Source organism: Streptomyces xylophagus (assembly GCF_000716435.1).
Classification (GTDB): domain Bacteria; phylum Actinomycetota; class Actinomycetes; order Streptomycetales; family Streptomycetaceae; genus Streptomyces; species Streptomyces xylophagus.
This window is the reverse complement of record NZ_JNWO01000013.1, coordinates 65,058-76,952: the sequence shown is the minus strand read 5'-3', so window position 1 is coordinate 76,952 and position 11,895 is coordinate 65,058. Positions and strand designations below refer to the sequence as shown.

Sequence of the window (11,895 nt, the reverse complement as noted above, 5' to 3'; positions counted from 1 at the left end):
GTAGGACGCCCCGGCCTTCAGGCCGGGGAAGAGTCCGGATTCCCGCGTCGCGGAGCAGGGTTGGCCGGATCGCTGCCGGGTGATCCGGCGTCTGTCGAGACGGCGGTGAGGCCGACCTCGATCAGGTACAGGATCTCAGAGTTGATGGACCGCCGGTCCGTAGCCGCCTGAGCGCGCACACGGGCATGCAGGTCTTCGGGGAATCGGACGTTGAAGTTGACCATGTAGCCATTCTATAGCTAACGTGCAGCCATGACGGCATCACACGCGGCCAAAGACGCCGGGCACGCCCGGTGGACCTTCCGGCTGCGCGTGTCGCCGACCGCCCGCACGCAGCTGTATGCGGAATGGGGTCGGTGCCGGTGGGTGTGGAACGAGTGCGTGGCCAAGTCCAAGGCCGTGCACGCACGAAACAAGGCCACCGGTGAAAAGGCGACCTGCGGTCCGGCCCAGCTCGACAGGATGCTGACCGCAGCCCGGAAGGCGACGCCGTGGCTTCGAGAAGGCAGCTCGGTGCCGCAACAGCAGATCATCCGGGACTTCGGCAAGTCCCGCGCGAAGGCGCAGAAGGACATCAAGGACCGCCTGCCGCAGACGCGGCGGGCCGGGATGCTGAAGTGCAAGAAGAAGCGCGAGGCCCTCCCGAGCCTGAACTACACCCAACGTGGCTTCCGGCTGAAGGACGGGCGCCTGTACCTGGCGAGCGGGATCGTGCTGACCGTGGTGTGGTCGCGGGACCTGCCCGCCAGCCCGTCCTCGGTACGGATCTACCAGGACAGCCTCGGCCACTGGTACGCGTCCTTCGTCGTCCCTGCGCAAGCCGAACCTCTGCCCGAGACTGGTGCGGTGATCGGCATCGACTGGGGCGTCAAGGAGACCGCGACCACCACATCCGATGCGCACGACCTGCCCCACCCCCAGCACGGCCAAAAGGCTCAGGCGAAGCTGTCGCGGTACGACCGGATGATGGCCCGCAGGAGGCCCAAGAAAGGCCGGCCCAGCTCGAAGGGCTACCGCGAAGCGAAGAAGCTGCGGGCGAAGGCACACAAGAATGTGGCCCGTCAGCGGCAGGACACCGCTCGCAAATGGGCCAAGAAGATCGTGCGCGACCACGACGTGATAGCGGTCGAGGACTTCCGGCCGAAGTTCCTCGCCAGAACCAGCATGGCCCGCAAAGCCGCCGACGCGGCGATCGGCACCACCAAAGCGGCCTTGTTGGAGATGGGCCGCAAGCACAAACGGGACGTCCGTCTCGTACACCCCGCGCACACCACCATGGACTGCGCGCAGTGCGGAGCGAGAACCAAGCACGCACTTCCACTCTCGGAACGTACCTACACCTGCACCGCGTGCGCAGCCGTGTCCTCCAGGGACAAGAACTCCGCCCGCGTGATGCTCGTCCGGGCTGGTCTCAACCCGGCTGGTGCTGAGGGCGCAAGACCTCCTGGAGCGCTGCTCCAGGAGGCGGCCTGAGCCAGGAATTCCCCGCCTGAGGCGGGGGAGGTTTCAAAGCCCACCATGCAACACCTTGCGTGACCTCAGACGAAGGAAAACCCAGGAACCCTCAGCCCTCCGCGATCTCCCGCACCTCGCACGTCACCGTCCAGAACTCCTCGTGCACCTTCAGGAACCGCTTCGTCCACTCGATCGCCTCGGCCATGTCCTTGCACTGCATGAGCGCGTAGCCGCCGACGACCTCCTTGGACTCGGTGAACGGGCCGTCCGTCACGGAGATCTTGCCGCCCTCCCAGTGGACGCGGGCGCCCTGCGCGGTCGGGGTGAGGCCGGCGGTGTCGAGCATCACTCCGGCCTTGGTGATCTCCTCGATCAGCTCGCCCATGCGCTGCATCAGTTCGGGGCTGGGGCCCTCGGCGGGGGCGGTCTTCTCGTCGATCTGCACGAGGGAGAGGTAGCGGGGCATGGTGACTCCTCGGGTGGGGCGGCGGCCGGGTCCTTCCCGGCCTTTCAACCATGCGTCGAACGAGGGTCGGCCGGATCGACACACTCGCCGGAATTCCCCGAAGATTTTTTCCCGCTACCCGTTTCCGCAGGTCAGCGCAACGATTCCCACAAGTCACTCGCCGCCGGTTCCTTCGCGACCACCCGGTTGGGGTTCGACGGTGCCGTGACGACCGGCATCGTCACCGTCTTCACCGCGTCCGCCGACAGGCCCTTCAGACTCTCGCCGAGGCTGATCAGTTCGCTCAGGGAGTCGAGGCCGGTGTCGGTGGTGAGGCTGTCGGTGATCGCGTCGGTGACCTCGTAGAGCTTGGTGGGGTCGGTGAGGAGGTCGTGGGAGGCGATCTGTTCCAACAGGGCCTTCACCAGCATCTGTTGGAGGCCTATGCGGCCGAGGTCGCTGCCGTCGCCTATGCCGTGCCGGGTGCGGGCGAGCGCCAGGGCCTGCTTGCCGTTGAGGTGGTGGGTGCCCTTCTTGAGGTGCAGGTGGCTGTCGTCGTCATCGATGTCCTCCGTGGTCGTCACGGTGACACCGCCCAGCGCGTTGACCAGTTTCGCGAAGCCCGCGAAGTCGATCTCTATGTAGTGGTCCATGCGGACGTCGGTGATCGACTCGACGGTCTTCACCGCACAGACCGGACCGCCCACCGAATAGGCGCTGTTGAACATCGCGTTGTACGCCACCGACGTCGAACCCCCGGACGACAGCGGGCAGGACGGGCGGGTCACGAGCGTGTCGCGCGGGATGCTGACGATCGTGGCCTTCTTACGGCCCGCGTCGAGGTGCACGACCATCGCCGTGTCCGAGCGGGCGCCGGAGCTGTCGCCGCCGCCGAGCGCCTTGTTCTCCTTGCCGCTGCGCGAGTCCGAGCCGAGGACCAGGATGTTCACGGAGCCGGTCGGCACGGGGGAGGCGGACGCCGAGGCGGAGGCGGACGGTGTGGTCACCGCCTTCGCGGGGCGGTTGGCGCCGAGCGCGCTGTCGATGTCGACGCTCTTGATGTTGTTGTTGAGGTGCCAGTAGGCCCAGCCCGCCGTGGCGACGCCCAGGACGAGGGCACCCGCCAGAGTGAGGCCGGCGATCTTCAGCACTCTGGATCGCCGGCCCACTCGTCTGTCGTCGTCGGCGTTCTCTGTGTCCGTCACGGGGAGGAACGTAAGTCCGAATTATTAGGAGAAAGTTAGGGGAGGGGTCCCGAGACGGTTTTCTGCGGAAAATCTCACGGTTCTCAGCCCCGCTTCACTCCCCTGACCTCCCCTCGTCTCCCTCATCCCAAGGTCACCACCGGTACCGGGTTGCTGCCGGTCCAGGACGCGTTGAACCCGAAACTCACCGAACCGCCGTCCGGGACAGTGCCGTTGTAGGTCGCGTTCGTGCAGGTCACGGCCGTACCCGACTGGGTGCAGGTGGCGTTCCAGGCCTGGGTGAGCTGCTGGCCTGCGCCGTACGTCCAGCTCGCTCTCCAGGACGACAGCGCGGTCCCGGAGCAGGCGATGGTCACCTGCCCGGTGAATCCGGTGTTCCACTGGCTGGTCACGCTGTATGTCGCCGCGCAGCCGGTCGTGGACTGGGTACCGCCGAGCGCCTCGGCGATGCCGTAGTACGCCGGTTTCGGCGCGTAGTTCTCGTCGTACGGCGTCGCCGCCCCGTAGCCCGGGAAGGTGCCCGGCACCCAGGAGTCGGCGTCGGTGAAGCCCCACACGGTGACGTTCACGCAGCGGGTGACGGCCGCGCAGGCGGCGACCACGCTCTTGAAGTCGGCCTTCTGCTGGGCGAGTTTCGTGCTGTCGGCCGGGAGTGCCATCCGTACGTCGAGTTCGGTGATCGCCACGTCGACGCCCAGGTCGGCGAAGCGCTGGATGTTCTGCTGGAGGGTGGCCGGGACCTGGCCGAGGACGAGGTGGGCCTGGATACCGACGCCGTCGATCGGAACGCCCGCCGCCTTCAGGGACTTGACCAGGTTGTAGAGGGCGGTGGACTTCGCGTTGACGCCCTCGACGTTGTAGTCGTTGATGTACAGCTTGGCCGCCGGGTCGGCCGCGTGGGCCCAAGTCAGCGCCTGGGCGATGTAGTTGGCGCCGAGGCCGTTGTACCAGAGCGTCGAGCGGTAGCTGCCGTCCTCGTTGAACGGCTCGTTGACCACGTCCCAGGCGGTGATCTCGCCCTTGTAGCGGCCGACTTCGGTACTGATGTGGTTCTGCAGCAGGCTGCTGAGCTGGGCCGACGTCCAGGTGCCGTTCGTCAGCCAGCTCGGGTTCTGGCTGTGCCAGACCAGGGTGTGGCCGCGCACCTGCTGGTTGTGGGCCTGCGCGAAGGCCACGATCTGGTCCGCCTCCGACCAGTTGAAGCTGCCCTGCGTCGGCTCGACCGTCTCCCACTTCATGGCGTTGCCGGGGGTGAGCGAGCTGAACTGGCTGCCCGCGATGTCGCCGTACGTGCCGGTGAGCTTGGAGCCGGTGACCGCGGTGCCGATGACTTTGCCCTTCGCGGCGGCGAGGTCGCGCAGCGGGGTGTCGGCGGCGTGCGCGGCGGGTGCCGCGAACAGCATGACGGCGCCGGTGAACAGGGCCGCCAGGGACAAGCCGGTTCTCAGAGATCTCATGCGGGTGCCTCCGAAAGTTTCGGTTGTGCAACCGATTGGCTTCGGAGGAGTGTGGGGCGACTCACCCCACTCGTCAATAGGTCATCTTCCGGCCACGCACGTCACTCTGCCGACGCTGGTGTCGGCGGCGCCGTACTGCTCCGCACCACCAGGCTCGTCGCCAGCTCCACCCGCCGCGCCGCCGAGGACCCCTCCTCGCGCCCGAGGTCGAGCACCAGCTTCGCCGCCGCCTCGGCCATCTCCAGGAGCGGCTGTCGTACGGTCGTCAGCGGCGGGCCCACCCAGCGGGCGACCGGGAGGTCGTCGAAGCCGACCACGCTCAGGTCCTCCGGGATGCGCAGCCCGAGTTCGCGCGCGGCCTCGTACAGACCGAGGGCCTGGAGGTCGTTGCCGGCGAAGACGGCGGTGGGCCGGTCCGGGCGGCGCAGCAGATCGAGGCCGAGCCGGTAGCCGGCCTCGTGGTGGAAGTCGCCGGTGGTGATCAGCGAGCCGTCGACCGGCAGTCCGGCCGTCTCAAGGGCGGCCCGGTATCCATCCACGCGGGCGCGGCTGCACATCATCCGGGAGGGTCCGCTGATCGCGCCGATCCGGGTGTGGCCCAGTTCGACGAGGTGCCGGGTGGCGGCGAGCCCGCCCTGCCAGTTGGTGGCACCGATCGACGGCACGTCGGCGCCCGGGTCGCCGGCCGGGTCCATCACCACGAACGGGATGGAACGGCTGGTCAGCAGCGCGCGCTGCGACTCGTCGAGCCCGGAGAGGACCAGGATCACGCCGTGCGGGCGGCGGGCGGCGACCTGGTCGGCCCAGGTCCGGCCGGGGACCAGCCGTCCCGCGCTCTCGCTCAGCACCACGCTCAGCCCGGCGTCGCGCGCCACGTTCTCCACGCCCCGGATGACCTCCAGCGCCCAGGCGCTCTCCAACTCGTGGAAGACCAGGTCGATCAGCGGCGAGCGGGTCGCCTCGGCGCGGCGGCGCCGGTAGCCGTAGGCGCGCAGCAGGTCCTCGACGCGGGTGCGGGTGGCGGGGGCGACGTCGGCACGGCCGTTGAGGACCTTCGAAACAGTCGGAGCCGAGACTCCGGCCTCGCGGGCGATCTCGGCGAGGGTCGCGGTCTGGGTCGGCCGACGTGCCGTCTGGGTTTCGGCGGATTCCGGGGCTGTCATGGCGTGGATCGTATCCCTGCGCGACCCCTTGACGAACCCTTTCGCGCGCCTTACGTTCCCGGAACATTCGTAGAACGGCTCGAAACATTCGCACGAGAGGTGCTGTCCATGGAGCCCAACACGTCCAACGGCGGGCGTACGTTCAGCAGGCGCTGGGTGCTCGGCGCCGGTGCCACCACCCTGCTCACCACCGGCCTCACGGCCTGCGGCTCCAGTGACAGCACCGGCAGCAGCGGCACGGTCACCGCGTTCGTCTACGGCGACGACGCGACGAAGGTGCAGGTCAAGGCCGTCACCCGGTTCAACGCGTCGGCGGCGGCGAAGAAGGCCAAGGGCAAGATCAAGCTGGAGAAGGTGCCCGGCACCGACTACCCGGCCAAGCTGCGCACGGCGATGGGCTCCCCGAACGCGCCGGACGTCTTCTTCAACTGGGGCGGCGGCTCGATCAAGGCGTACCAGGAGGCGAACCAACTGGTCGACCTCACCGACACCATCAAGTCCGACCCGGTCCTCAGCGGCGGCTTCCTGCCGTCGGTGCTCGCGGCGGGCGCGCTCAAGGGCAAGAACTACGGCATACCGATGCGTGGCATGCAGCCCGTGATCCTCTTCTACAACAAGACCGTCTTCGCCGCGCACAAGCTCCAACCGCCCACCACCTGGGCCGAGTTGCTCGACATCAACAAGAAGCTCAAGGCCGCGGGCATCACCCCGTTCGCGCTCGGCGGTGCGGATATCTGGCCCGAGTTGATGTGGCTTGAGTACCTGGTCGATCGGATCGGCGGGCCCGGGGTCTTCGACAAGATCAAGAATGGGGATGCGTCCGGGTGGGGCGACCCCGCTGTCCTCAAGGCCGCCGAGACGGTGAAGGAGCTCATCGACGACGGGGCGTTCGGCAAGGGGTTCAGCTCTGTGTCGTACGTCAACGGGGGCGCGCCCGCGGTCTTCGCCAAGGGGAAGGCGGCGATGCATCTGATGGGGTCGTGGGAGTACTCCACTCAGCTCGGGAAGTTTCCCGACTTCGCCAAGAGCAATCTGGGGTGGTTCGCCTTTCCGAAGTACGAGGGTGGGGCGGGCGATATCCGTAACGTGGTCGGGAATCCCACCAACTACTGGTCTGTGAACGCGCGTACGGGGAACAAGGACGCGGCGATTGCGTTTCTGCGGGACTGTGCGTCGGAGGCGTATGCGAAGGACCTTGTCGCCAACGGGGACATTCCGACCACCGCCAACGCGGAGAAGTTGCTGGACTCCTCGCCCAACCCCGAGTTCGCGAAGTTCCAGTACCAAATGGTCCAGCAGGCACCGGCGTTCACGTTGAGCTGGGATCAGGCGGTGGATCCGGATGTGTCTACGCCGATGCTCACCGAGATCAACAAGCTGTTCGTGGGGAAGAGTTCGCCGGAGCAGTTCGTGTCGGCGCTCAAGGGGTTGAAGTGAGCGAGCGCTCCGCGGGTGGGGTTGTTCGTCGGGTGCAGGTGCGTCGTGGCTGGTCGCGCAGTTCCCCGCGCCCCTATCGGGGCGCTGTGCCTCACGCGGCTTGGGCCGCGCCCGGGGTTTTGTTCTTCGTGTTCTTCGCCGTTGCGCCCATGGTGCTGGCCGTCTACCTGTCCTTCACCACCTGGAATGGGCTCGGGGATCCGAAACCCGTCGGGCTCGCCAACTGGCAGAAGTTGCTGCACGACTCCCGCCTCACCCAATCCCTCAGCGTCACCGTGCTGTTGACGGTGACCAGCTGGGCTTTCCAAACCGTCGTGTCTCTCCTCCTCGGTGTCTGGGCAGCGGGGCGGCAGCGCAACCGGGCGATCCTCTCCGCGATCTTCTTCGTGCCGTTCCTGCTGTCCTCGACCGCGATCGCGCTGCTCTTCTACGCCCTGCTCGACCCGAACTTCGGCGTCATTCACCAGGACACGCTCGGCTCGACCAGCGGTGCGTTTCTCGCGATCGTGTTTGTCGGGGGGTGGCAGTTCATCCCCTTCCACACGCTGATCTATCAGGGCGGGGCCCGGCAGATCCCCGAAGTCCTCTACCAGGCGGCGGCAATTGACGGCGCCGGGCGCTATCGCCAGTTCTTCTCGATCACACTGCCCCAACTCCGCAACACGGCCACGACCTCCAGCGTGCTGATGATCGTCGGGTCGCTCACCTACTTCGAGACCGTCCTGATCCTCACGCAGGGCGGCCCCGGCACGGACACGGCGATCCTGCCGTACCTGATGTACGAGGCCGGCTTCAAGAGTTACGACTTCGGCTACGCGAGCGCGATCGCGACCTTCCTGGTCGTCATCGCCACCGCGCTCTCCCTCGTCCTGGTCAGGCTCACCGGTTTCGGCGCCATGCGCAGTACCCGCGAAGGGATGTGACGGAGTGTCACACGACACGTTGCCGCGTCCGGTGAAGACGGCGGAGGAACCCGTGGCCGAGCGACCTACCCGCAGGCGCCGGCACTGGAGCAGGCGTCCCAACCCCGTCGCCGGCCTCGGCTCGCTCCTCTGGCTCGCCGTCGTCATCGTCCCGATCTACGCGATGATCTCGGCCTCTCTCACCCGCCAGGACAAGGCCCTGGGCAACAACGCCCTGAAGCCGCCCACCGATCCGACCTTCGCCAACTACAACACCGTCCTGCACAACGGGTTCGGCCACTTCCTCGCCAACACCGCACTGGTCGCGGCAGCGGTCGTAGGCATCGTGCTCGTGCTGTGCGTGCCGCTCGCCTACGTGGCCGTGCGCACGAGGTCGGTCTGGTCGGGCGCGGCCTTCCGGCTGTTCCTGCTGGGAGTGGCGATACCGGCGCAGGCCGTCGTGGTCCCCCTGTACCTGATGATCGCCAAACTCGACCTCTACGACAGCCTGTTGGCGGTCGTCCTCCCCACCGCGGCCTTCGCGATGCCCGTCTCCGTGCTGATCCTGACCGGCACGCTGCGGGACATCTCGGAGGATCTGTACGAGGCAATGGCGCTCGACGGCGCCTCGGCGACCCGGATGCTGTTCCAACTGGTCATCCCGCTGACCAAGGGCGGCATCAGCACCGTCGTCATCTACGCGGCGCTCCAGGCCTGGAACGGCTTCCTCTTCCCGCTGATCTTCACCCAGTCCGACGGCCCCCGCGTCCTCACCCTCGGACTCTTCAACTACGTCAGCCAGTTCGGCGTGAACATCCCGGCCCTGCTCGCCTCGGTCGTCCTCTCCGGCATCCCGATCTTCGCCGTCTACCTGGTGGCCCGGCGCGCCCTGATCGGCGGCCTGATGGGCGTAGGCGGCAAATGATCCCGGCGGACCCCGGCAGCCGAACCCCCTTTCTCTGACAGGAGTTTCATGACCACCGCCCCCTGGCGCGACCGCGCCCTGCCCGCCGCCGCCCGCGTCGACGACCTGCTCGCCCGGATGACCCTGGAGGAGAAGACCGCCCAGTTGTACGGCGTGTGGGTGGGCGCCGACACGGACGGCGAGGGAGTCGCGCCGCTCCAGCGGGAGATGACCTCGGACTACGACTGGGACGAGCTGATCACCCTGGGGCTGGGCCAGCTCACCCGTTCCTTCGGTACGGCCCCGGTGGACCCGGAGTTGGGCGCGCAGGCGCTGGCCCGCGCGCAGCGCAGGATCGCGGCGGCGGGGCGCTTCGGCATTCCGGCGGTCGCCCATGAGGAGTGCCTGGCGGGGTTCACCGCCTGGGGTGCGACGGCGTACCCGGTGCCGCTGGCCTGGGGCGCGAGTTTCGATCCGCCGCTGGTCGAGGAGATGGCCCGGCACATCGGCGCCGACCTGCGCGCGGCCGGCGTCCACCAGGGCCTCGCCCCGGTCCTGGACGTCGTACGGGATCCGCGCTGGGGGCGGGTGGAGGAGACGATCGGTGAGGACCCGTACCTGGTGGGGACCGTCGGTGCCGCGTATGTGCGGGGGCTGGAGTCGGCCGGGATCGTCGCGACGCTGAAGCACTTCGCCGGGTACGCGTCCTCGGTGGGGGCGCGGAATCTGGCGCCGGTGCGGGCCGGGACGCGGGAGTTCGCGGACGTGGTGCTGCCGCCGTTCGAGATGGCGCTGCGGGAGGGCGGGGCGCGCTCGGTGATGGCGGCGTACAACGAGACGGACGGTGTCCCGGCGTCGGCGGATCCGCGCCTGCTGACCGAACTCCTCCGCGACGACTGGGAGTTCACCGGCACGGTGGTCGCCGACTACTTCGGCATCGGTTTCCTGGAGACGCTGCACCGGGTGGCGGGCAGCCCGGCGCAGGCCGCGCACGCGGCGCTGGCGGCGGGGATCGACGTGGAGCTGCCGACGTTGAAGTGCTACGGGAAGCCGTTGGTGGAGGCGGTGCGGGCGGGTGAGATCCCGGAGGCGTTGGTGGACCGGGCGGCGCGTCGAGTGCTGTTGCAGAAGGCCGAGTTGGGGCTGCTGGACGAGGACTGGTCGCCGGAGCCGAGCGGGCGGATCGACCTCGACTCGGCGGCGAACCGCGCCCTGGCCCGCCAACTCGCGGAAGAGTCGGTGGTGTTGCTGGACAACCCGGACGGACTGCTGCCGTTGCCTCCGGAGGCGCGGATCGCGGTGGTGGGCCCGAGGGCGGCGGACGCGTTGGCCATGCTGGGCTGCTACTCCTTCCCGTCCCATGTGGGCGTCCACCACCCCGAGGTACCGATGGGCATCGACATCCCCACAGTGCTGGAGTCGCTGCGGGCCGAACTCCCGGACGCCAAGGTGACGTTCGCGGAGGGATGCGATGTCTCCGACCCGGACACCTCCGGTTTCGAGGAGGCGGTGGCGCGGGCGGCGGAGGCGGACGTGTGCGTGGCGGTGCTGGGCGACCGTGCGGGACTGTTCGGACGCGGTACGTCGGGCGAGGGCTGCGATGTCGCCGACCTCCAACTACCCGGCGTCCAGGCGGACTTGCTGGACGCTCTCGTATCGACGGGCGTCCCGGTGGTCCTGGTCCTGCTCACCGGCCGCCCCTACGCGCTCGGCCGTTGGCACGGACGTCTGGGCGCGGTGGTCCAGGCGTTCTTCCCTGGGGAGGAGGGCGGCCCGGCGGTGGCGGGAGTGCTGTCGGGCCGCGTCAACCCGTCGGGCCGCCTCCCGGTGAGCGTCCCGCATTTGCCGGGCGGCCAGCCCTGGACGTATCTGCAGCCCCCGTTGGGCCTCGCCGACGAGGTCAGCAGCCTCGACCCGACCCCGCTGTACGCCTTCGGCCACGGCCGCTCGTACACGACGTTCGCGTGGGAGGCGGCGGAGCCGTCGGCGGAACCGGAGATCGACACGGACGGCTTCTACGACCTGACCGTCACCGTCACCAACACCGGTGGCCGGGCGGGCGCGGAGATCGTCCAGCTGTACCTGCACGACCCGGTGGCCTCCGTCACCCGCCCGGACGTCCGCCTGATCGGTTACCGGCGACTGGAGTTGGGCCCGGGCGAGGCGTCCCGCGTGACCTTCCACTTCCACGCGGACCTGTCGGCGTTCACGGACCGTTCGGGGCGCCGGGTGGTCGAACCGGGCGCGCTGGAACTACGTTTGGCGGCGTCCAGCGCGGACATAAGGCGTACCGCACGGCTGAGCCTCACCGGACCAGTGAGGGTGCTCGGCGCCGATCGTCGGCTGCGGTGCGAGACGGAGGTGTCGGGGGTGGGGTGAGCGACCCCCGCGCCAAGGACACGGGGGATGCGATGGTCAGGTACGTACACAGTGAACTGACGGCCGCCCTGGCGCTGTTGGCCGGCACCGGGATGGGAGCGGCGGTGGCGGTCGGCGTGCACGACAGCTCGGTGCTGCGGGCCGGCTCGGTGGGGAGGGCGGCCATCTTCGCGGTCGTGTTCCTCACGCTCGTGACGTTGGTGCGGGGAACACGGCTCAAGTGGGTCGGCGAGGTGGCGAACTTCGAGGCCGCGCTCCCGCTGCCGAGCGCCGCACCGGCCCAACGCCCCTTCGGCCTCGGCAGACTCCTCCTGTTCCTGCTGCCGAACCTGGTCGTGGGCGTGCTCGGGTTCACCTGGGTGCTCCTGGTTCCCCTGGCGATGGCGCTGGACTGGCTGGCCAAGGCCGCGGTCGGCGCCCGCTGGGAGCGCGGGAACGGGCGGCTGCTGTGGCTGGGTCAGAACAGGGAGGAGCCGATGAGGCTGTCGTACTCCCCCATCAGTCCGCCGCCACCGACTCGAACCGCCACCGATGCACCGCCCGCATGA

General features: G+C 68.6%; 11 protein-coding genes. 6 read left to right on the top strand and 5 right to left on the bottom strand.

What is annotated here, in order from left to right; genetic code table 11:
• Nucleotides 1-17 precede the first annotated feature (17 nt).
• On the bottom strand, nt 18-224 hold the full coding sequence (locus OO70_RS27710; RefSeq protein WP_051741672.1) for an Arc family DNA-binding protein: 207 nt from the start codon (nt 222-224) through the stop codon (nt 18-20).
• Between the two features lie 28 nt (nt 225-252).
• Between OO70_RS27710 and OO70_RS27705 the strand changes: the two genes are divergently transcribed.
• Entirely contained in the window at nt 253-1,473 is a 1,221-nt protein-coding gene (locus OO70_RS27705; protein ID WP_043676924.1) for an RNA-guided endonuclease InsQ/TnpB family protein, read from the top strand.
• Nucleotides 1,474-1,564: 91 nt separating this feature from the next.
• Here OO70_RS27705 and OO70_RS27700 read toward each other — a convergent pair whose 3' ends face one another.
• From OO70_RS27700 to OO70_RS27685, 4 genes are all read right to left on the bottom strand, one after another.
• The gene (locus tag OO70_RS27700) at nt 1,565-1,921 is read right to left on the bottom strand and encodes a YciI family protein (protein WP_043676922.1); all 357 of its coding nucleotides are present in this window, start codon (nt 1,919-1,921) and stop codon (nt 1,565-1,567) included.
• A gap of 131 nt (nt 1,922-2,052) precedes the next feature.
• Nucleotides 2,053-3,105, bottom strand: a complete 1,053-nt coding sequence (locus OO70_RS27695; protein WP_078651577.1) for an LCP family protein — start codon at nt 3,103-3,105, stop codon at nt 2,053-2,055.
• A gap of 122 nt (nt 3,106-3,227) precedes the next feature.
• Entirely contained in the window at nt 3,228-4,562 is a 1,335-nt protein-coding gene (locus tag OO70_RS27690; RefSeq protein WP_199827419.1) for an endo-1,4-beta-xylanase, read from the bottom strand.
• A gap of 101 nt (nt 4,563-4,663) precedes the next feature.
• Nucleotides 4,664-5,725, bottom strand: a complete 1,062-nt coding sequence (locus tag OO70_RS27685) for a LacI family DNA-binding transcriptional regulator (RefSeq protein WP_043676917.1) — start codon at nt 5,723-5,725, stop codon at nt 4,664-4,666.
• A 108-nt stretch (nt 5,726-5,833) separates the two neighbouring features.
• Between OO70_RS27685 and OO70_RS27680 the strand changes: the two genes are divergently transcribed.
• The 5 genes from OO70_RS27680 (at nt 5,834) to OO70_RS54735 (ending at nt 11,895) form a co-directional block, all read left to right on the top strand.
• On the top strand, nt 5,834-7,162 hold the full coding sequence (locus OO70_RS27680) for an ABC transporter substrate-binding protein (RefSeq protein ID WP_043676914.1): 1,329 nt from the start codon (nt 5,834-5,836) through the stop codon (nt 7,160-7,162).
• A gap of 149 nt (nt 7,163-7,311) precedes the next feature.
• Nucleotides 7,312-8,085 (top strand): carbohydrate ABC transporter permease, encoded by a 774-nt coding sequence (locus OO70_RS27675; RefSeq protein ID WP_043677233.1) that lies wholly within the window; start codon nt 7,312-7,314, stop codon nt 8,083-8,085.
• Nucleotides 8,086-8,089: 4 nt separating this feature from the next.
• Entirely contained in the window at nt 8,090-8,989 is a 900-nt protein-coding gene (locus tag OO70_RS27670; RefSeq protein ID WP_043676912.1) for a carbohydrate ABC transporter permease, read from the top strand.
• Between the two features lie 48 nt (nt 8,990-9,037).
• On the top strand, nt 9,038-11,347 hold the full coding sequence (locus tag OO70_RS27665) for a beta-xylosidase/alpha-l-arabinosidase (protein ID WP_043676909.1): 2,310 nt from the start codon (nt 9,038-9,040) through the stop codon (nt 11,345-11,347).
• Nucleotides 11,344-11,895: a hypothetical protein gene (locus tag OO70_RS54735; RefSeq protein WP_043676905.1), complete on the top strand. Its 552-nt coding sequence runs from the start codon at nt 11,344-11,346 to the stop codon at nt 11,893-11,895. Before OO70_RS27665 ends, OO70_RS54735 begins: the two co-directional genes overlap by 4 nt.